Raw genomic sequence first — 21,302 nt, 5'->3', positions numbered from 1 at the left:
GAAAAAAGGGAAAGAGAATCAATACTCCATCCCCGTCTTATCCCTATCTACTATTCACATTCATACTTGTAAATCTCCTTACCATATCCTCTATCAATTAGTAAAAGTTCATTTGGATATAGTGTCTTATGTTCCATTCCTACTTCATCTTTTGTTATAAACATCCCATCAATAATCATTCCAACTACTTGTGATTCTTTCGCTACAAAGACAGATTTCGAACCTTTCTTCGCTATAAACGTAACGGATTGCACTGTTTTTCTTTCTGCTCTAAATGGGATACCAAAATAATGGTTCCACCATTTATTTCGAAGTAATTCTGGCTCAGATTGATATAGCCAATCTTTCGCTACCTCTTGATCCCATTCATAATACAGTAGTGCCTTCCGGTGAAATCTCGGCCGAACAATCCATCCTAAAACAATGATTCCTACTACTAGCAGTAATAAAGTGATAGGAATGACAAACTTAAAAATAAGCGCATATTTTTCATAAAACGGAGCATCTTGAATATGGAATGTTATGTTTTTCTTTACTTCTTGTAATTTTGAATCCTGCATTACGATGGTAGCTTCTACGGTGCCGGTATCTGTAAAATTAAATGTGTCGGAGTAATAGGGACGAGGATAAACATAGATCTGATTTCCATGTTGCTTTATTTCATAATTGATTGATTGTTTAGATGTGACACCAGTAGATTTTAATAGTTTTTTTACAGCTTCTTCTGTCATCGGCTTACCATCTAACTGTGGCTGCAAAACAAATGGTTTACTATTCTCTAAATTTGTCACTTTTTCTTCATAATCTTTTGTAACAGTTTGAAGTGATAATTTTGGTTTCTCAGCTGTTTCAATTTTAAATTCTTTCGTCTGTCTATAAAACCCCTTTATATTCATATGAACTTTCCCGCGTACTAACCCTTTACCAAGCTTAGTTTCATAATAAAACACATGCCTTTTATCGTCCCACTTCATCGGATATTGTTTTCCGTCTATTTCTACTTCTGCCTGAAAGTAAGAAGACTGAACTGGCAACTCCGTAGGCTTCGCTTCAATAACAGCAGTAACCCCTTCGTGCATTTCCTCTACATTTTTTTGACTACTATCATCTTTGTCATAAGTAGAAACCGTATAATTAAGCGCTGGTTCAACTAGTACTTGTAGTCCTTCTTTCTCAATGTCCTGGTCTACTTCTATCGTATAAGTTCCTGGTTTAATAACTTCCTGATTTTCCGTACTTATATGAACTATATTTCCGAACAATTTTGCTTCTCCTGGTGCATGTATGGAAAAAGAAGATTGTAATTGTAACGGTTTAGAAATTTGTGTGACCTGATAATCGGGCAGAGAAGGCGATTGTCGTACAAGCGTCATACGCTTTAATGGAAACGGTGTTGTAATCTCTACTCTTTTCCCCACTACTTTCGTTTTTACAATCGATTCAACAGAGGAGAATGGATCACGATTTGCAACTAATGCTGCCACCTGATTTACACTTTTTACAATGCCATCTTCTCCGCTTGACGGCATCGTAACACCATTTATCTCTTTCTTCCATATTTCTTTAAACGTGTTTAATTGTTCTTTTTCTTGTTGTCCTAAATCTTCTTCCATCGTAATTAAGACTGGGTGTAACGATATCTTTTTTGCATCCATTTCTTTCTTAAACTGGGCTAATTTCTGCAAAATTTGTTCTTTTCCGCCAACCTTATCTTTCTCTAAATCATTAAATGCCCCGTCAGTTAATACAATAAGCCAAAATTCACGTTTTCCATCTATATCTGCTTCCTTTTTTATAGATTGCATCGCCGTTTCTACCGCGCTAAATGGAGTATTTAAATACGTTTTCCACGCTCCAATTCCCTCAATTTCTGTTTGCCTTTTATCCTTCGTTAACGAAATGTTTAATGGATCATTCGGCTTACTCATTTGAACGTAAGAAAATTTATCTTTTTCATCTAATAGCGCAACTAAACTTTGCAAAGCATAATTGGCATATTTCCAGCGATCGTTATTTCTCATGCTGCCCGAATCGTCATATACAAGTGAAACGACCCTTTCCTTTGCCTCCTCTCCTTTTGCAAAAGCTGATAAAGGTAAACATATAAATAGAAACAGCATGAACGTGGCACAAATTCGGATTTTCATGATGAGGCTTCGCCACCTTTGTAGACAAATTCCTATGTTTAAATTTATGAGAGGAAACAAGATATATGACTTGTATTTTAGGACAACTAACCCACCATAACTTTATTATGTAAACAGGTTATACACTTGGTAATATTCCTTCTAGCATTCTCTATCCAATTATATAAGTAAAAAAGCCTGTTTAAGCTCCACGCTTAAAACAGACTTTTCCTACTTTTTATTTTAAAAACACATAACAAAAAGTTTGATTTTTAACTTAACACATCACTTCTATTTTAAATCCACCGGGTGCTTCAACGTAAAACGTATACGCATGGGCTTGCTTAGGAGGCTCGACCAAAAATCCATCTTCCTTCAATCTTTGATTTATCTTATCTACTTGTTCTTCACTTTCTTGTGGAAATCCTACGTAAAATGTTTTTGGATACTGAACTTCTTTTCCTTTCATTAAAGTTAGTATAAATCCATCATTATCACGCATAACTGCAAAGGCATTCCCCCTTGTTCCACTACAAATTAAACCAAAATACCTCTCTAAAAACTCTCTAGATGCTGTTACATCTGTAACTGTTAAATTAAGATGTTTAATTCCCAATCCCCCACCTCATTTCTCAATTTTCTAACATTTTATCATACAAATAAAAAACACGCTTTTCACAGCGTGTTTCATTGCTTTACATACACTTCAACAATCGGATTCTCTTTATTATCCGCATGCAAGCGTATATTCGCTTCACTTGTATTATAAATACTAGCTAATAACATTATCGTTAACACATTAGGTATCTTCGCATCACTTCCATATTTTCTCTCAAGCCCTTCCTTATATTCAAAATCTAAATCCCCCTGCACATATGTATACACTTCAAAACCATCTTCTAAATTGCAAACTACTGTATCAATAATATCTGCTCCTACTTGCTTCTTCATTTCCTCTCGCAACGCTTCAATAAATTCTTCCCACGGTACTTCGTATGTCTGAAACTGATCTGTAGATTTCATGCCTTTTCCTCCTTATATATCCTCTTCTTATATTTCCCCTTTCCTATAACAATTATGATAGATAGGACATTCGTACAAGCCGCACTTGTCCCCCTTACATATCGTATTACTGTAATGCGGAAGGAGGAAAGAACATGCATAGACAAAAATGTTATGATACATGCCGACGTTATTTCGGAAAAGTTGTTCGGATTGAAGACCGTGATGGCCGTATACATTTAGGTAAAATAATTGATTTGACACAAAACTCTGTATGGATCGAACCGGTGCAACAGCGCTCATCTTTTGATTCAGGATTCGGATACTATGATGCTTATGCAAACGGTGGTTGTGACCTTTGCGGCGGCCTTAGCAGATGTGATAGTTGCGGATTTGGATGCGGTGGTGGATTTAGCAGCTGCGGATGTGGTGGCCGTGGTTGCGGTAGTTGTGGTGGCGGCGGCTGGGGTGGCGGCGGTTGTGGCTGGGGTGTTGAACTCGGATTTGGTTTCATCTTCGGAATCACATTAGCTGCATTATTTTTCATTTAACATAGTAAAGAGTTGGCTACCTTTAGCCAACTCTTTCTCTTTATTTTTCACATATAAAAATACGATGCCCTAAAATGTGTTGGTACATAAGCCGTACATTTTCATGCTGTACCCACGCCTCATATAACTCATTCGGAATATGTGAGGATACATTCCATTCTGGCTCTTCTACATAGCCAGAGATTGTTTCTGCAATCGTGCCACCGCCAGCAATTGTGATTCTTTTAAAATTTGCTTTCTGAAATAATTGTACCCACTCATTCTCAGTTAATAGTTCTTTCATGCCATATAATTGGGCGATTTTTTCTTCCTCACCCTTATCAATGTGCCTATCAATAATCATTTCAATGACAACAAGCTTACCATCCTGCTGTAATACACGATAACACTCCGAGATAACCCTTTCTTTCTCTGTAAAAGCGATGATTGATTCTCCAAGTACGAACTCAAATGAGTTATTCAAACAAGGTAATTGCTCTACACTTCCTTCAATTAATTGTATAGCTAACCCTTCAAACAACCATCTATCTTTTGCCTTTTGAATCATAATTTCATTCTTTTCAACAGTTGTTACTTTATAACCAAATTCCCTTGTCATATATGCCGCTGTTTTTCCCGTACCGCAACCTATTTCAAGGACATTCGCTCCATATTTAAAAGGCAGTTGTGCTAACAATTGTTTTGTTAACGTAAAACCACCAGGATGAGCACTTCCTATTCCGTAATAAGCTAGGAAATCGATGTATGTGTTTCGCTTCATAGGACTCTCCTTCAAGTTTTCTATAATACATATATTCATCCTCAAAAAAATAGTGCACAGAAAAAAAAGCATTTTCAAGTGCAATGTTGCAACTTGAGAACGCTTTTTTCTTTTACTATTTCTCTTCTACATACGCCCATTTGAAACTATATTCCGGACTAATATTATGTTTTACAATTCCCTTTACATTTGGTTTCATAACATACGATCTACCACTTTGATATAAAGGTACGAGCGCTACATCTTCTTCAAGTAACAATTTTTCTGCTTTCCCTAGCTCTGTCCAACGTTTTTTTGCATCAGCCATCCATTCCGTCTTACTTTTATTAATAATGTCATCATATTTTGAATTTGAATAGCTCATCTGATTCTGTGAATTTTTCGTTTCAAACATATCAAGATATGTCATTGGATCCGCATAATCTGGATTCCAGCCACCATATGAGAAATCATAATCTTGGTCTGATTCTAATTTTAGTTTTTGCTTAAATGGCTGAAGTTTAATATTTACTGTTACACCCTTTAAATTCTTTTCAATTTGATCTTTTACATACTCCCCAACCTTTTTCGCATTACCAGTATCATAATTTAATAGCTCTATTGTCACTTGATCTTTTCCAAGTTCTTTTTTCGCAGCTTCCCAGGCTGCTGCTGCCTTTTTAGAGTCTTGTTTAAAACCATTTTTAAACGTTTCTGCGAAATCTTTACCGTCTGGTCCAGCTGCTAAACCTTTTGGTACTAAATAATCCACTGGTTTTGAACCATCATTTAAAATGACATTCGTTAAAGCTTTCTTATCGATTGATAATGCAATTGCTTCACGTAATTTTTTACTCTTTAACGGTGTATCTTGCCCACCACGTTTTTGATTTAGACGCAAGTAAAACGTACTTGTTTCTGAATATGCACCAAACTCTTCTTTATTATTTCTATACTTATCAACAAATTCACCTGATAAAAGTGTAAAATCAATCGCACCTGTATCATATAAATTTACTCTTGTAGCTGGTTCTTTTACTACACTATAGTTGATTTCTTCTAGTTTTACAGTCTTTTTATCCCAATACTGATCATTTTTCTTTAATTTCCAACCTTGTTCATGCTTCCAATCAGTAAGTACAAACGGTCCATTATAAACTGTCGTATCAGACTCTAAACCGTATTTATCTCCTTTTTCTTTTACGAACTTTTCATTTAATGGATAGTATGACGCGAATGCCATTAAATTTAAGAAATATGGTACTGGTCTCTCTAGTTCAACTTCCAGCGTATAATCATCTACCGCTTTTACACCTAATGTAGAAACTTCTGCTTTCCCTTGATTTATTGCCTCTGCATTTTTAAGATAGTAAGCAATAAACGCATACTCAGCAGCTGTTTTTGGATCTACTAGACGTTGCCATGCAAATACGAAATCTTTCGCTGTTACAGGATCACCGTTTGACCATTTTGCATCTTTTCGTAATTTGAATGTATATTTTTTGCCATCCTCGCTTTTCGTACTAGATTCTGCCGCCGCTGGAATTGGCTTGTTATCTTTATCTAGACGATATAACCCTTCCATCGTGTTTCCTAAAATTTGAGAACCTAACGTATCTGTATTTTTAGAAGTATCCATCGTCGGAATTTCATTCGTTTCTGTACGATTCATTACTTGCTGTGCCGCATATTTAATATCGGATTTTTTCTCTTCCCCGCCACTATTAGACGTCGTAGTCGTTTTCTTCTCCCCACCAGAAGATCCAGAACATGCTGTTAACGCCACACTCATTGCTAATACTGGCGCTACAACCGCCGTAAACTTTTTCATCTTTTTCTTCATTCTTGTACCCTCCCCAATTATATGTACGAAACTAACTTTGAGAGATTTCTAATTTAAATTATCAGAAAATTATCACTAATTATCATTCTACTATTTTTTCTCGAATTGTAAAGTATTTTTAAAAACATTCATAATAATTAATTTATTTACTTCAATAACAATCTATTACTACTATACGAATTCTCCCACATCTACTATATGTAAGTACCACTTTTCTTATTCTTCTCTATTTAATTTAATAGTAAAAGAGCGTTCTAAAAGTCATTTATCTACCTTTAAAACGCTCTTATTTATTATTTCCCTTCCGTTACATAAGCCCACTTAAAGCTATATTCTGGACTGATGTTATGTTTCACAATTCCTTTAACATTCGGTTTCATTACATACGCTCTACCTGTTTGATATAAAGGAATTAATCCCGCATCTTCTTCAAGGAACAATTTCTCTGCTTTTCCTAACGTTTCCCAACGCTTCTTCGGATCAGACAATAATTCATTACCTGCTTTCGCTACCATTTCATCATATTTTGGATTCGAATAACTCATTTGGTTATATGGGCTCTTCGATTCAAACATATCAATAAACGTCATTGGATCCGAATAATCTGGGCTCCAACCTGCAAATGAAACTTCATAATCTTGCGCTGACTCTAATTTCAGTTTTTGTTTGAACGGCTGAATTTTCGTGTTAACCGTTACACCTTTTAAGTTTTTCTCAATTTGATCTTTAAAATAGTCAGCAATTTTTTTCGCAGTTCCATCATCATAGCTTAGTAGTTCAATTGTCACTTGATCTTTTCCAAGTTCTTTTTTCGCTGCTTCCCAAGCTGCTGCACCTTTTTTCGGATCATATTTTAGACCATTTTTAAATGTATCTTGGTAATCTTTACCGTCAGGCCCTGTCGCAAGCCCTTTTGGTACTAATTGATCTGTTGCTTTTGAACCGTTATTTAAAATAACGTTCGCTAAACCTTTTTTATCAATTGATAATGCGATTGCTTCACGTAGTTTTTTGCTCTTTAACGGTGTATCTTGTCCGTTACGCTTTTGATTTAAACGTAAGAAGAATGTACTTGCTTCTGAATACTCACCGTACTCCTCTTTGTTCGATTTATATTTATCAACAAATTCTCCTGATAATAGTGTAAAATCAATTGATCCTGTATCATATAAGTTTACTTTCGTCGCAACTTCTTTTACTACACTATAGTTAATTTCTTCTAATTTCACAGTCTTTTTATCCCAATACTGATCATTTTTCTTTAATTGCCATCCTTGTTCATGTTTCCATGACGCCATAACGAACGGTCCGTTATACAACGTTGTATCTGCTTCTAAACCGAACTTATCTCCTTTTTCTTTTACGAACTTTTCATTTAAAGGATAGTACGATGGGAATGCCATTAAATTCAAGAAATACGGTACTGGCTTTTCTAATTCTACTTCTAGTGTATAATCATCTACCGCTTTTGCTCCTAAATCTGTTAGAGGTTTTTCACCTTTATTAATTGCTTCTGCATTTTTAATATAGAAAGCGATAAACGCATATTCTGCAGCTGTATTTTTATCGAGTAAGCGCTGCCATCCGTATACGAAATCTTTCGCTGTTACAGGATCACCGTTTGACCATTTTGCATCTTTACGTAGTTTAAATGTATATTTTTTGCCATCCTCGCTTTTCGTACTAGATTCTGCCACAGCTGGGATTGGCTTATTATCTTTATCTAATCGATATAAACCTTCCATTGTGTTCCCTAAAATTTGAGAACCTAATGTATCAGTAGATTTTGAAACATCCATCGTCGGAATTTCTTGATTTTCTGTACGATTTAATACTTGTTTCGCTGCATATTTAATTTCAGCTTTTTTCTCTTCCCCACCACCACTAGACGTCGTAGTTGATTTCTTCTCCCCACCAGATCCAGAACACGCTGTCAACGCCATACTCATTGCTAAAACTGGCGCTACAACCGCCGTGAACTTTTTCATCTTTTTCTTCATTTTTGTACCCTCCCCAATTATATGTACGAAACCATTTTTGATAGACTTTCTAATAACTAGTTATCAGAAAATTCTTATTAATTAATATTCTACTATTTTTTCCGCTTTTGTAAAGTTATTTTTAAAATATTCTAAAAATTATTTTTTCATTATAGTAAAACGTATTTTTTACAATTGTCATGATACAAATTCTTCCTTACATCTATCGATTTATTTACATGTAATCTCATAATAAAAAGAGCATTCCAAAAGTAAATAATCTACTTTTGGAATGCTCTATCATTTTATCTTTCTATTGTGGCTAACGAGATTCTCACTACAAAATAAGCTAAGAAACTTGTATACATCCACTTAAATATAGCATCACTGTTTAAAAATTATTTTCCATCTTTTTCAGTCATATATGTCCACTTGAAGCTATACTCTGGGCTAATGTTATGGTGAACGATGCCTTTTGCATTTGGTTTTTGAACATATGCATCACCACGTTGGTATAAAGGCACAATTGCTACATCTTTCTCAAGAAGTAATTTCTCAGCTTGTCCTAGCTCTTCCCAACGTTTCTTCGCATCGCCCATTAATTCTCCACCAGCTTTTTTAATCATATCATCATACTTAGAATCAGCGAAGCTCATTTGGTTATGAGAATGATTAGACTGGAACATATCTAAGAATGTCATTGGATCCGCATAATCTGGATTCCAACCGCCATATGAAATATCATAATCTTGCTCTGTTTCTAATTTTAGTTTTTGCTTGAACGGCTGAAGTTTAATATTAACTGTTACACCTTTTAAATTCTTCTCGATTTGATCTTTTACATATTCCCCAACTTTTTTCGCATTACCAGTATCATAGTTTAATAGCTCAATTGTAACTTGATCTTTTCCAAGTTCTTTTTTCGCTGCTTCCCATGCAGCAGCTGCTTTTTTCGCATCTGGTTTGATACCGTTTTTAAATGTTTCTTGGAAGTCTTTACCGTCTGGTCCAGTTGCTAATCCTTTCGGTACTAAGAAGTCTGCTGGTTTAGATCCATCATTTAAAATAACATTTGCTAAATTTTTCTTATCAATAGAGTAGGCAATTGCTTCACGTAATTTTTGACTCTTTAATGGTGTATCTTGTCCACCACGTTTTTGGTTCATACGAATAAAGTAAGTACTTACTTGTGAATAAGTCCCAAACTCTTCCTTATTATTTCTATACTTATCAACAAACTCTCCCGTTAATAAAGCAACATCAATTTGACCACTATCATATAAATTCACACGTGTTGCTGGTTCTTTTACAACACTATAATTAATCTCATCTAGTTTTACAGTCTTTTTATCCCAATATTGATCATTTTTCTTTAATTTCCAGCCTTGCTCATGCTTCCAATCAGTTAGAACAAACGGTCCATTATATACTGTTGTATCAGACTCTAAACCGTATTTATCCCCTTTTTCTTTTACAAACTTCTCATTTAACGGATAGTACGATGGGAATGCTACTAAGTTTAAGAAGTATGGTACTGCTTGTTCTAATTCAACTTCTAAAGTAGTATCATCTACTGCCTTTACTCCTAGTTCTGTTACAGGTTTTTCACCTTTATTCACCGCTTCTGCATTTTTAATTGGGAATGCGATAAATGCATACTCAGCAGCTGTTTTTGGATCTAATAGGCGTTGCCATGCATATACGAAATCTTTCGCTGTTACAGGATCACCATTTGACCATTTTGCATCTTTACGTAATTTAAATGTATATTTTTTACCATCCTCACTCTTCGTGCTTGATTCTGCAGCAGCTGGGATTGGTTTGTTATCTTTATCTAATCGATATAAACCTTCCATTGTGTTCCCTAAAATTTGAGAACCTAATGTATCTGTATTTTTAGAAGTATCCATTGTTGGAATCTCATTTGTTTCAGTACGATTTAGTACTTGTTTTGCTGCTAATTTTCCTTCTGATTTACTATCTCCACCAGAGCTAGAATTTGTGCTTGTCTTCTTATCTCCACCTGATGTAGAACATGCTGTTAATGCCATACTCATTGCTAAAACTGGTACTACAACCGCTGTTAGTTTTTTCATTTTTTTCTTTTTCACTTTCTGTACCCTCCCTAATTCTTAACGCTCTCACTTAAGAATTTTCTGATAATTCTGTTTTTCTTTATATATTTATCAGAAGATTCTTATTAACTATTATTCTACTAATTTTTTGAGTTTTGTAAAGTGTTATTATTGAAAATTTTTAAAAAATTATTTTTTTACAGTAATATTCATAAAAATTCCTTAACCTTTCGAAACACTATACCTCATGGAATTCTATGTATTGATTTAATAGTCTTTATATCCCTTCACTATAAACAAACTTGTAAATTATTGTTAATAAATAATGTATATCGTAACAAACCTCTTTTCTACAAAAATAAAAAAGCAGACATTTCGTCTGCTTTAATTCTCCTCAATTTGCTTTTCACTTAACCCTAGATGTGTTCTAAGAGTATTACTCAAACTCTGTAGATCTTTTTTATTAGGGTTATAATAATATACACGTTGCCCGTTTGGGCCATTAGGTAAGTATAAATCATCACCAGCTAATTGTATTTTTTCAACTGAACCGTTTAAACCGTATTTATAAAAAGATAAAATATCATCCATTACTAAATTTGTTTTAAAATCACTATCAACCGCCTCAACTATTTTTTCTAGCTTCGTAATCGATCCTACACTTTTTAATTTACTTAAAATCGCTTCAATAACAAGTTGTTGGCGCTGTCCTCTCATTGCATCACTATCAATATGGCGCGTTCTTGCTAGTGCAAGTGCTTCTTCCCCATTTAATTTTTGTAATCCTTTTTTCAAATGAATCGCATCAGGTTCATCTTTACTATTTTGCTCCGTAAATTCAACCGGGACATCCACTTCAATACCATCTAACCCATCAACAATTTTAGTAAAGGAACCAAAATTAAATTTCACAAAATAATCAACGGGCACCTGTAACAATTTTTCTACCGCTTCCACAGAAGCTTGCGGTCCTCCATCTCTACCATTTTTAACGAAACCACTTCCATATGCATGGGTTATTTTATCTTTTTTCTTTTCAACTGGAACATATGTATATGTATCACGCGGTATGCTCGTTAATTTCACTGATTTATCGTCTTTATTAAAAGTCGCTAACAATAATGCATCTGTATGAAATGCACCATTATATTCCTTTTGTCGTTCTTGATTTTCATCAATTCCCATAATTAAAAGTGAAACATGATTTGCAATTGGCTTTACAGATTTCTCACGTAAATTGGATTTTTCACCTCGTGCTAAATTCAAATTAGATTTTTGTACGAGACTAGAAGTTTTCATATATACATAGGCTCCATAGCCAATTCCACCAAATAGTAATACCGCCAGTAGTAAACTTATTATCGTTTTCTTTTTATATTTTTGCTTATTTTTCTCTTCTCTTAAAGATGAATGATTCTCCATTTACTCTCCTCCTGTTTCTATTCATCCAATATGTTTTTCATTCTTTCATATTTAGCGCTATCCTTTTGAAACATACTTTCTTTCAATCCCTTATCTATTTGTATCCATTCAGTCGTAACTGAATATTGAATCAAGCCTTCTTGAAAACTAAGAAATTTCAACATAATCCCTGTATTTTTCTCCACAACCATTTCGAATTTCCCTCTTAAATCTTCAGAGGTGCTAACAGGCATCTCTATGTTGATGACTCCTTCAATTTTGTAACAATCTAATCCAAGATATTTCGTTTCTTTATAATTCCAATCTTTATATCGAATTAACAAATCTGCGAATTCTGATTGAATACTATATTTAGCTAGCCCTATATATTCATCATCATATCGCTTTTTCTCATCTGATTTTCTCACTAACCTTTCCGTAGGATTTAATTTTAATAGTTCATTGTTTCTTTCTTTCGGGTTCCATTTTGTCTCTTTATAGGTATACTTCTCATCATCAAACTCTTTTTTCTTCCCCTCGTTATATATAATTGTTCGTTTTTTGGCTAGTTTATCTTCTTTCGAAGAGATACCTCTTTGTTTCTCCGTATCAATCGCATACTTATATGTTGTAGCAATTCTTGATGAGCTAGAATATTCCTCAAATTGTCCTGAAATATTTTTAAAATAATCAATAGAATCTAGCATTTTTTGATGAATCTTTTCTTTATCTGGATAATGTACATTCGATTTTATTTCTTCTTCATTTTCAAAATCAGAAAACGCTTTTTTCTTTACATATTCAAATACTCCACCATTTTGCGCAAAACTTTGTATAGAAAACTCAGACATAGATACCACTGAAAGTATACAAACCGCTGCACTAATTATCATCATATGAATTTTGTAACTCTTCTTTTTTACCTTAAGATTATGTAGCGTGCCATTAATTTTTTCATTTAACTCTGGAGGTACTATAACATTTTCATCTTTTATTCTCTTTTTTAATTTCTCATCAAATAATTTTTCATTATCCATCCTTTACACCCCCTATTCCATCTTTAATCGTTTTTGTAGTTGTTCCCTCGCGCGTGACAATCTTGATTTCACTGTTCCTTTCGGTATTTCTAACAGCTTTGCTATACTCTCTTGATTCATATCTTCATAATAATAAAGCACCGTAACAGCTCTTAATTCTTCATGTAACGATTGAATCGCATTACACAAATCTATATCTTCATACTGATCACACGCACTCATATTGTAATCATTCTCTTCTGTCACAATTACATTTTTATACGCTCTAATAATATTGTTACACTCATTTATTAGTATTCGAATTAACCAAGTTTGAAAAAATTCTTCTTTTTTTAATTTTTTTATATTTTCATAGGCCTTTAAAATTGTTGTCTGTATCGCATCCTCTATATTTGTCTCATCACGTAACATCGCCTTTGCTATTCGATACATCTTCACTTTTTCTGTATGTATAAGCGCTATAAAGGCTTCATGATCACCTTTTTTCGCTAAAGCAACATCCGTTTCTTCTTTTATAATTATTTTATATAAAGGGATTACTTTCACAATTGCTCCTCCTGTTTCATCCTCACTTCATCACTTCCAATTTAACTTTACATGTATTAGACGTATGAACCTAGAAAAAGGTTCAATTTTTTGAATATTTTTGTAATCCAAAAGATAAATACCCTTTATAAGTGTTATGCGATAAACAATACTAGTTTAAATTTACAAATAAAAAAAGCCCACTTTCTCAGTGGACTTTCTACTTTATAACGGTAAATCCCTCTTCTTAAACACTACAATTGCTACGATGAAAATACAAAGCGCTCCAGCAGTTAAACCTATACTTACCGGCCATATATTATATGATCCTTCAGCGATTTCTTTCGGACGAAACAGCGTGAATAATGATAGGTTTTTCATCCATTCTAACTTATCACTTAACTTCCCTACCATATCCAATACGAAAAATAGGATAGTTAAACTCGCTGAATAACTTAGTGCTTTTCTTTCGTCATTACATATGCAAGAAAAGAAAAATGAATACGCACTAACGACTAAAAATATGAGCCCTCCGACTATATTTATCTTCAAAAATAATTCTTTATTTAAGTTATTATCTTGTAAAAACCATTCTGCACCTACTAACCCAGCTACATACGTAACAGATACAATAATCAGAAGTTCCAATATGAGAACAGTAGCTTGTGTAATAGCAATTTGCACTCTAGATACAGGTGTTGCTAGCAAGTATGCCATTGCTCCTTTATCTACATGACGAGCAATTAAATGTGTCGCAACTGTTACGCAAAAAATTGTTAAAATTATAATAAACAATAGACTATAGTATTCGCCCGCTAGAAAATCCATTACGTTTTGAATCGGACTTTCCATACCAACGATTTTTTTCACACTATCAGGCATGGCAGCTATTAATTCATTTAGCCCTTTCGCTGATACCATTGACGGGAATATCCAAATTAATAACCACAAATATAAAGCCGCACCACACGCATAACTCAAAATACTTTTTTGTGTTTCTTTCAAACTAGCTAAAAACAATTGCTTATTCATGCGTTACCCCTTCTTTCTTATCGTAATAATGCATAAATAAATGTTCTAAATCCATCGCTCTCGTTTGAAGTGCCGTTACATTATAGTTTGAAAGTGTTTGTAAAACAGTTTGATAGTTTCCTTGTACAATGATAGATGCCTCTCTGCCTTTTACCGCTTCAAATTGCAAATTACACTTTGTAAGGGACTCAATCTCTTCTTGTGATGATACTGTTACATCTATCACCTGTCTTCTCATTCCTTGTAAATCGTGAATATTTTCAACCGTTACGAGTCGACCATCTTTAATAATAGCTACTCTGTCACAAGTTCTCTCAATTTCAGTAAAAATGTGTGATGACATTAGGATTGTTTTTCCTCTTTGCTTTTCCTCTAATATTAAATCTATAAACACTTGCTGCATAAGTGGATCAAGTCCAGATGTTGGTTCATCTAAAATTAACACCTCTGGATCGTGCATAAATGCAGCGACTATCCCTACTTTTTGCTTCATTCCTTTAGACATTTTGCGAATCGGTGTTTTCACATCAAATTGCAGACGCTCTATCAGTTCATCTCGTCTTTTCGTATCCTTTAATCCACGCATTCCCTGCATTAATTTTAAAAACTCTAATCCGTTCATTCCTTCAATAAAAGAAATTTCACCCGGTAGATAACCAACTTCCCTTTGAATTTTCGCTGCTTCATTCCAACAATCTAATCCAAAAATTGTCGCTTTACCAGCTGTCGGTTTTATAAATCCCATTAAATTACGAATCGTCGTTGATTTTCCGGCACCATTCGGTCCTAAATAACCAAATACTTCTCCCTCTTTTACATCAAATGTAATATGAAACAAACCTTTTCCATTCGAAAACTGTTTTGTGACATCTTGAACTGAAATCATAATTCCACCTCATTTTTTGAAATATTGAATATGTGATATTTCAAAATTATTGTACTCCTCACCTTCCATATTCGCAACAACTTTTTGAAATATTTATTAGTCCATATTTCAAAATTATTGTTTTCCATTATTTTTTCTTGTATATTTTAAGTGAGGTGATTGCATTGAACGGCTTTGAAAGAGTAAAAGAAAAGAAAAAGCGTGCCATTAAAGAAGCAGCATTCGTATTATTTTCAGAACGTGGATTTAATGAAGTGAAAATAGAACATATCGCAAAAGAAGCAAACGTTTCTCAAGTTACAATTTATAATCATTTCGGAAGTAAAGATGCGTTATTTAGGGAGCTTATACAAGAATTTATCATATCTGAATTTCAATATTATAAAGAGCTTGCAGAAGAAAAATTACCTTTTCATGATATGATGCAAAAAATGATTGTAAGAAAAATGAATACTGGCGGGTTATTTCAACCTGATATGTTACTGCAAATGATGCAAAGGGATGAAGAACTCCGTAAGTTTATTTATAGTTATCAAAATGAAAAAATCCTGCCCTGGTATTTAGAAATATTAGAACAAGCTCAGCGCAAAAACGAAATTAATCCACACCTTACTAAAGAAATGATGTTACTTTACATTCAAATGTTTACTAAATTAGGTGATGATTTTGGGGCACAACTTCTTGAAGGAAATCGCGAAAAACATATACAAGATATCGTCACGATGTTCTTTTATGGACTGTCCGTCCCAGAAAAATAATTGTTTCTAAAAAACAAATACAATCACCAAAAAGCCCTTTGGATATTTAAATCTCAAGGGCTTTCTCATATCAAATAAATAGCTAAAACTAACTTTATCTTAAAGAAGTTAAATGCTGCTTTATAGATAACACCTTATTATAGATTAACTCTTTTAGCATAACAGGCTGAATCGAAATAATCGTTTCACCGAAATTCAGAAAATAATTTGAAATAAAATCAGATTCTTGCTTGTTAAAATAGCCTGTTATAATGTAATTTTCATTTTCCTTTTGCAACCTCATGGAAGGGTAATTCTCTTTATCAAAAATGTCTTTTCCTTTTTGATTAACAATGACGCTAAAATCAATTGCATCAGGCTTCCTGTGAAAAGTAGTAAGATAACTTAATAATTCTTCAAGATTTTTTGGATGAACATTGCTTGTTTCCACAATAGAAAGAATTTTATCACATCTAATTATTTGAACATGATTTGTCTCAAAATTAAAGATTTTAGCATACCACTGGCCAAATTTAGATTCTATTCGAATAAATTGGGCAACCAATGCTTTCTCCTCACCTTTTTTTAAATATGTTAAATGATAAACTCGCTCAGCAAAAATCCCCTGTAAAATTTCTTTTAAGAACGGACTAAAATTACTATGATTTGTTACTTCAAAGGAAAGCGTTAGTTCCATGATTGAAATATTTTTACTCACATTATCAGGTAATACATGTTTAAATTTATTTTCAAGCGCAATACTTTCTACATTAAATGGTTTTGTCTTGTATCCATTTAGCGTAAGAATTGAAAAGTATAACGCATACATTTCATCCACACTAAAATAAATTGGTGATAACACATTATTTTCTATAATTTTATAACTTCCATTTCTACCCAGTTCTGAATATATGGGTACACCTATTTCTTCCAATGATTGAATATCTCGCAACGCGGTACTTTTAGAAATATCATATCTAGTCATTAAATCTTTTAAATTAAAATATCTTTTATTCTTTAAGAAAATAAGCATATCATTTATTCGTTCCGTTTTTTTCATATTTCCCTCCCAAAAAGGTGTCATGTATTGAAACCCTTTTAATCTATATTATAATTATCAACTAATAAAGGAGTTATATATTTATGACATTAGAAATAGCTATTTTTCTTTCAATGAATGGGCAAGCAAAGGAGGCGATTAATTTTTATATACGTAATTTAGAAGCCAAAAAGTTAATGATTGTTACGTATGAAGAACTGGCGAAAAGAGATAGTTCTTTTAAAATTACAAGTGAAAATAAAGATCATATTGCTCACTCTGTTTTACAAATTGGGAATACAAAGCTAATGATAGCAGAAGATACAATGAATACTAATGAACGTTATAACGTTGGAAATAACATGTCACTTTGCATTCAAAGCGCTAATTTAGAAGAAATACAAAGGTTTTATAATAATTTAATTTCCGATAAGCATGTGAAAATAATCTCTCAGCTAGAAAAAAATATATTTAGTGAAGCATATGGTATTATTGAAGATCCTTATGGCATACAAATCCAATTAATGTATGATAAACGACTAAACTAATTAATTAATCATATTCACATATTCCTAATAAAAAAGACACGAAATTCGTGTCTTTTTATTTTATAGAAATGACTCTACCCTTTTCACTGCTTTCAATCGCTAATTGAATCAGTTTAATAACATCTAAACCTTCTTTTGCTGTTACAGGTAGTTCCTCACCATTTAATATACTATCTCGTACACCTTTATAATAATTGTCATAACAACCGACTTCTGTTGGAATACGCTCTAAGCTTTCTTCTGTTTCTAAAGTAGCAAAATTCTCTTCATCGTCTACCCCATAACCGTTATTGCCTGGCTTCATTCCATTTTTTAATTGCTCTTCCTGCGAATCCATACCGTACTTCACGATAGAACCTTTCTCTCCATGCACTATAAAATGCGGTCCAGCTTTTTTCACATAACTGCTGCTACGTAAAATGACACGTTTAACTCCGTAATGCAGTACTATGTGGAAATAATCATCCACCTCTGCACCTGGTCGTTGTTTTATTACATCTGCACTTATCGCATCTGGTTTCCCGAATATTGATAACGCTTGGTCAATTAAATGCGATCCTAAATCGTATAATATACCGGAACCTGGTAGATTTTTTTCTCTCCATCGATCACGTACATGTGGACGGAAACGATCAAAATTTGATTCATATGCGTATACATTCCCTACTCTGTTTTCTCCTAACAATTTCTTAATTGTTAAGAAATCATTATCAAAACGACGATTATGATATACGCTTAACATTACATTATGCTGCTCTGCTAATGTAATAAGCTCTTCCCCTTCTTCAATTGAAACAACAAATGGTTTTTCTACAACAACATGCTTACCGTTTAAAATTGCTTCTTTTACATATGGAAAATGAGTTGTATTAGGTGATGTAATAACAACTAAGTCAACATCAGCTCGCTTCACCAATTCATCAATTGTACTAACAACATTAGCGTTTGGTAATGTTTCTTTTACTACCTCTTCTTTTGAGGATAATACAGCTCGAATATTATATTCTTCTATTGTTTGTAATAGTGGGATATGAAATGTCGTACTAGAAAAACCAAATCCTACAATCCCTACACCTATTTTTTTCATGTTGCCCCTCCATTTGTGCCGCTTTAACGGGCAGTAAGATTCCTAACCCAAAATTCAGTGAAAGCTAAGGAATTAGGTGAGGAATCAACTGCTTGTTAAAGCCCGATTAGTTCAACTAATAATCAGTGAGGATGAAGAAAATCCCCATTGATTAAAGTTTCACTTTATGAGAACGATTTCATTCAGTTATTATAACAAGATTATTATTATTTACATAATAAATTGCCTAGAAAAAAGCATCTTGCTACTATTCATAGCAAGATGCTTTTTTTACTCCGGTCGTTTTTTCGTCCACGTTTCTACTACTTCACCAGTATCATTTACATCTAGCACTAGGCTACCATTACTATACCGGTCTTTATTTCGATACGCTTTCGGATCAATCTCTTCTACAATGTTTTTCTCTGTCTTCATGTAAACTAATTCATCGTCCCGAACAATTTCAATACCGACAATGCGGTACGGATTACGTTTTAACTCTTTGAAAATAACAAGACCTCGCTTCGCCCTCGTTGATTTTTCAATTTCTGATGCTTTTAGACGTTTTACAGCACCACGCTGCGTTACGAGAATAAGTTGATCTTTATCACCATTTAACGGTTTACCAGAAGCGACATAGTCATCTTCTTTTAAATTAATTGCTTTCACACCAGCAGCTCTTACACCGACTGGACTTACTTCATCTTCATGGAAAATAAGTGCATATGCACCATGTGTAGCAAGAACGATATCACTCGTTCCATCTGTCGCAAATATATCGACAACTTCATCATCTTTTTTCAAGTTTACAGCAACGAATGCCCTTGAATAACGCTGAACTTTATATTGATTTAATTCTGTTTTCTTTATCATACCATTTCGTGTTACAAATACGATAAATCGTTTTTCTTCCTCAAAGTTCGGTACAACCGTTGCCCAAATGATCGTTTCATCTCGGTCGAGTGAAACGATATTTGCAACGTGCTGACCTAAATCTTTCCAACGAATATCTGGCATTTCGTATACTGGAAGATATATATAGTTCCCTTTACTTGTGAATAAAAGAACTGTTTCAGTCGTATTCGTATCGAATCGTTCAAGTAAGATGTCACCCTCTTTCATACCGAAGTCTTTGCCGTTTGATGCATTATGTGAGCGCCATCCAGTACGTTTCACATATCCTTCTTTCGTTACAGTAACGATGACATCTTCTTGTGGAATCATCACTTCTACGTCTATTTTAATTTCTTCAATTTGTTCTTCAATAATAGCACGGCGATCATCACTATATGTTTTCTTAACTCTCTTCAAATCAGTTTTAATGACTTGAAGTAATCTTTTTTCACTTTGTAAAATTGACTGTAGCTCTAGAATTTTCTTATTAAGCTCATCTGCTTCTTCTTGTAACGCCGTAATGTCTGTATTCGTTAAGCGATATAATTGCAAGGAAACAATTGCTTCCGCCTGTGCTTCTGTAAAGCCAAATTTTGCACTTAAATTATCTTTCGCATTACGTTTATCTTTTGAAGCTCGAATTGTCTCGATTACTTGATCTAAAATCGATAATGCTTTCTTTAAACCTTCTACAATATGTTGACGATTTTCTGCTTTTCTTAATTCATATTGCGAACGTCTCGTAATAACCTCTTTTTGATGTCCAATATAAGCATCCAAAATTTTTGGTAATGTCATAAGTGTTGGACGACGATTATTAATCGCTACCATATTAAAGTTATATGGAATTTGCAAATCTGTATTTTTATATAAATAATTTAAAATACCTTCGGCGTTTGCTTCTTTCTTTAATTCAACAACAATTCGTAAACCAGTACGATCTGTCTCATCACGCACTTCAGCAATACCATCTAACTTTTTATCTAGACGTAATTCATCCATTTTCTTTACAAGGTTTGCCTTATTCACTTCGTAAGGAATTTCAGTGATTACAATTTGTTGTTTCCCACCGCGCACTGTTTCAACTTCTGCTTTTCCGCGAATAATAATTTTACCTTTACCTGTTTCATACGCCTTTTTAATACCATCAATCCCTTGAATAATACCGCCTGTTGGGAAATCTGGTCCTTTCATAACTGTTAATAAATCATCAACAGTACTATTTGGCTTATCAATACGCATCATTGTAGCATCAATAACTTCTCCAAGATGATGCGGAGGAATTTCTGTTGCATAACCAGCGGAAATCCCTGTAGATCCGTTCACTAATAAATTCGGGAACGCTGCTGGTAATACAACTGGTTCTTCACTCGTATCATCAAAGTTTGACACGAATTCAACTGTTTCTTTATCAAGATCACGTAATAATTCAGATGCGATTGGTGATAAACGAGCTTCCGTATAACGCATTGCTGCCGCTGGATCCCCATCTACACTACCATTATTACCATGCATTTCAACTAAAACATTACGTACTTTCCAAGTTTGGCTTAAGCGTACCATTGCCTCATATACAGAGGAATCTCCATGTGGATGATAATTACCAATAACGTTACCTACTGTTTTAGCTGATTTACGAAACGCTTTATCATGTACATTACCTTCTACATACATAGAATATAAAATACGTCTTTGTACTGGCTTTAAGCCATCACGTGCATCTGGAAGTGCACGATCTTGAATAATATATTTACTATAACGTGCAAAGCGATCACCTAACACGTCTTCAAGCGGGAGGTCATGAAACTTCTCTGCTTGCATG

General features: G+C 33.8%; 18 protein-coding genes. 3 read left to right on the top strand and 15 right to left on the bottom strand.

The genetic code is table 11. From position 1 onward, the window contains the following. Window positions 1-50: 50 nt before the first annotated feature. From OXT04_RS19700 to OXT04_RS19690, 3 genes are all read right to left on the bottom strand, one after another. A complete protein-coding gene (locus OXT04_RS19700) occupies window positions 51-2,147 on the bottom strand; it encodes a vWA domain-containing protein (protein ID WP_267416905.1) in 2,097 nt (698 codons plus the stop codon). A gap of 256 nt (window positions 2,148-2,403) precedes the next feature. Then, window positions 2,404-2,742 (bottom strand): VOC family protein, encoded by a 339-nt coding sequence (locus tag OXT04_RS19695; RefSeq protein WP_097822750.1) that lies wholly within the window; start codon window positions 2,740-2,742, stop codon window positions 2,404-2,406. 71 nt (window positions 2,743-2,813) lie between these two features. Next, window positions 2,814-3,149: a hypothetical protein gene (locus OXT04_RS19690; RefSeq protein ID WP_000842905.1), complete on the bottom strand. Its 336-nt coding sequence runs from the start codon at window positions 3,147-3,149 to the stop codon at window positions 2,814-2,816. A 134-nt stretch (window positions 3,150-3,283) separates the two neighbouring features. On the opposite strand from OXT04_RS19690, the gene OXT04_RS19685 reads away from it, so the two are divergent. Next, on the top strand, window positions 3,284-3,679 hold the full coding sequence (locus tag OXT04_RS19685; protein ID WP_053563839.1) for a hypothetical protein: 396 nt from the start codon (window positions 3,284-3,286) through the stop codon (window positions 3,677-3,679). Window positions 3,680-3,719: 40 nt separating this feature from the next. On the opposite strand, the gene OXT04_RS19680 is transcribed toward OXT04_RS19685, so the two are convergent. The 9 genes from OXT04_RS19680 to OXT04_RS19640 form a co-directional block, all read right to left on the bottom strand. Beyond that, the gene (locus OXT04_RS19680) at window positions 3,720-4,439 is read right to left on the bottom strand and encodes a class I SAM-dependent methyltransferase (RefSeq protein WP_071714658.1); all 720 of its coding nucleotides are present in this window, start codon (window positions 4,437-4,439) and stop codon (window positions 3,720-3,722) included. A gap of 115 nt (window positions 4,440-4,554) precedes the next feature. Then, window positions 4,555-6,261, bottom strand: coding sequence for a peptide ABC transporter substrate-binding protein (locus OXT04_RS19675; protein ID WP_267416896.1), 1,707 nt, complete (start codon window positions 6,259-6,261; stop codon window positions 4,555-4,557). A gap of 293 nt (window positions 6,262-6,554) precedes the next feature. Then, entirely contained in the window at window positions 6,555-8,261 is a 1,707-nt protein-coding gene (locus OXT04_RS19670) for a peptide ABC transporter substrate-binding protein (protein ID WP_000728442.1), read from the bottom strand. Window positions 8,262-8,638: 377 nt separating this feature from the next. Then, the gene (locus tag OXT04_RS19665) at window positions 8,639-10,351 is read right to left on the bottom strand and encodes a peptide ABC transporter substrate-binding protein (RefSeq protein WP_141537120.1); all 1,713 of its coding nucleotides are present in this window, start codon (window positions 10,349-10,351) and stop codon (window positions 8,639-8,641) included. A 348-nt stretch (window positions 10,352-10,699) separates the two neighbouring features. Continuing rightward, window positions 10,700-11,737, bottom strand: a complete 1,038-nt coding sequence (locus OXT04_RS19660; protein ID WP_267416889.1) for an LCP family protein — start codon at window positions 11,735-11,737, stop codon at window positions 10,700-10,702. A 17-nt stretch (window positions 11,738-11,754) separates the two neighbouring features. Continuing rightward, window positions 11,755-12,753 (bottom strand): anti-sigma factor, encoded by a 999-nt coding sequence (locus OXT04_RS19655; RefSeq protein ID WP_090977398.1) that lies wholly within the window; start codon window positions 12,751-12,753, stop codon window positions 11,755-11,757. 12 nt (window positions 12,754-12,765) lie between these two features. Beyond that, the gene (locus OXT04_RS19650; RefSeq protein WP_065229191.1) at window positions 12,766-13,299 is read right to left on the bottom strand and encodes an RNA polymerase sigma factor; all 534 of its coding nucleotides are present in this window, start codon (window positions 13,297-13,299) and stop codon (window positions 12,766-12,768) included. Window positions 13,300-13,503: 204 nt separating this feature from the next. Continuing rightward, the gene (locus OXT04_RS19645) at window positions 13,504-14,310 is read right to left on the bottom strand and encodes an ABC transporter permease subunit (RefSeq protein ID WP_001041424.1); all 807 of its coding nucleotides are present in this window, start codon (window positions 14,308-14,310) and stop codon (window positions 13,504-13,506) included. Further along, on the bottom strand, window positions 14,303-15,196 hold the full coding sequence (locus OXT04_RS19640) for an ABC transporter ATP-binding protein (protein WP_025118000.1): 894 nt from the start codon (window positions 15,194-15,196) through the stop codon (window positions 14,303-14,305). The genes OXT04_RS19645 and OXT04_RS19640 overlap by 8 nt, the downstream gene beginning before the upstream one ends. 155 nt (window positions 15,197-15,351) lie before the next feature. On the opposite strand from OXT04_RS19640, the gene OXT04_RS19635 reads away from it, so the two are divergent. Then, on the top strand, window positions 15,352-15,954 hold the full coding sequence (locus OXT04_RS19635; RefSeq protein ID WP_120460340.1) for a TetR/AcrR family transcriptional regulator: 603 nt from the start codon (window positions 15,352-15,354) through the stop codon (window positions 15,952-15,954). 94 nt (window positions 15,955-16,048) lie between these two features. Here OXT04_RS19635 and OXT04_RS19630 read toward each other — a convergent pair whose 3' ends face one another. Continuing rightward, a complete protein-coding gene (locus OXT04_RS19630; protein ID WP_002094112.1) occupies window positions 16,049-17,017 on the bottom strand; it encodes a helix-turn-helix transcriptional regulator in 969 nt (322 codons plus the stop codon). 59 nt (window positions 17,018-17,076) lie between these two features. Here OXT04_RS19630 and OXT04_RS19625 point away from each other — a divergent pair, with 59 nt between their 5' ends. After that, window positions 17,077-17,520 carry a VOC family protein gene (locus OXT04_RS19625; protein WP_000171338.1) on the top strand — a complete coding sequence of 148 codons (444 nt, stop codon included), beginning with the start codon at window positions 17,077-17,079 and terminating at the stop codon, window positions 17,518-17,520. A 55-nt stretch (window positions 17,521-17,575) separates the two neighbouring features. On the opposite strand, the gene OXT04_RS19620 is transcribed toward OXT04_RS19625, so the two are convergent. Further along, window positions 17,576-18,607, bottom strand: coding sequence for an oxidoreductase (locus tag OXT04_RS19620; RefSeq protein ID WP_000719780.1), 1,032 nt, complete (start codon window positions 18,605-18,607; stop codon window positions 17,576-17,578). Between the two features lie 270 nt (window positions 18,608-18,877). Beyond that, the gene (gene parC, locus OXT04_RS19615; RefSeq protein WP_001147467.1) at window positions 18,878-21,301 is read right to left on the bottom strand and encodes a DNA topoisomerase IV subunit A; all 2,424 of its coding nucleotides are present in this window, start codon (window positions 21,299-21,301) and stop codon (window positions 18,878-18,880) included. Window position 21,302 lies beyond the last annotated feature (1 nt).

Source organism: Bacillus sp. GC_Bacil_1 (genome assembly GCF_026540675.1).
GTDB lineage: Bacteria > Bacillota > Bacilli > Bacillales > Bacillaceae_G > Bacillus_A > Bacillus_A cereus.
The sequence above is the reverse complement of the archived record's forward strand: the minus strand, read 5'-3'. Positions and strand labels throughout refer to the sequence as shown.

Coding starts and splice junctions, on each gene's coding strand:
- OXT04_RS19690 (WP_000842905.1), bottom strand. CDS start 3,149: ATGAAATCTACAGATCAGTTTCAGACATACGAAGTACCGTGGGAAGAA.
- OXT04_RS19645 (WP_001041424.1), bottom strand. CDS start 14,310: ATGAATAAGCAATTGTTTTTAGCTAGTTTGAAAGAAACACAAAAAAGT.
- OXT04_RS19660 (WP_267416889.1), bottom strand. CDS start 11,737: ATGGAGAATCATTCATCTTTAAGAGAAGAGAAAAATAAGCAAAAATAT.
- OXT04_RS19630 (WP_002094112.1), bottom strand. CDS start 17,017: ATGACACCTTTTTGGGAGGGAAATATGAAAAAAACGGAACGAATAAAT.
- parC (WP_001147467.1), bottom strand. CDS start 21,301: ATGCAAGCAGAGAAGTTTCATGACCTCCCGCTTGAAGACGTGTTAGGT.
- OXT04_RS19685 (WP_053563839.1), top strand. CDS start 3,284: ATGCATAGACAAAAATGTTATGATACATGCCGACGTTATTTCGGAAAA.
- OXT04_RS19680 (WP_071714658.1), bottom strand. CDS start 4,439: ATGAAGCGAAACACATACATCGATTTCCTAGCTTATTACGGAATAGGA.
- OXT04_RS19640 (WP_025118000.1), bottom strand. CDS start 15,196: ATGATTTCAGTTCAAGATGTCACAAAACAGTTTTCGAATGGAAAAGGT.
- OXT04_RS19625 (WP_000171338.1), top strand. CDS start 17,077: ATGACATTAGAAATAGCTATTTTTCTTTCAATGAATGGGCAAGCAAAG.
- OXT04_RS19655 (WP_090977398.1), bottom strand. CDS start 12,753: ATGGATAATGAAAAATTATTTGATGAGAAATTAAAAAAGAGAATAAAA.
- OXT04_RS19700 (WP_267416905.1), bottom strand. CDS start 2,147: ATGAAAATCCGAATTTGTGCCACGTTCATGCTGTTTCTATTTATATGT.
- OXT04_RS19670 (WP_000728442.1), bottom strand. CDS start 8,261: ATGAAGAAAAAGATGAAAAAGTTCACGGCGGTTGTAGCGCCAGTTTTA.
- OXT04_RS19675 (WP_267416896.1), bottom strand. CDS start 6,261: ATGAAGAAAAAGATGAAAAAGTTTACGGCGGTTGTAGCGCCAGTATTA.
- OXT04_RS19620 (WP_000719780.1), bottom strand. CDS start 18,607: ATGAAAAAAATAGGTGTAGGGATTGTAGGATTTGGTTTTTCTAGTACG.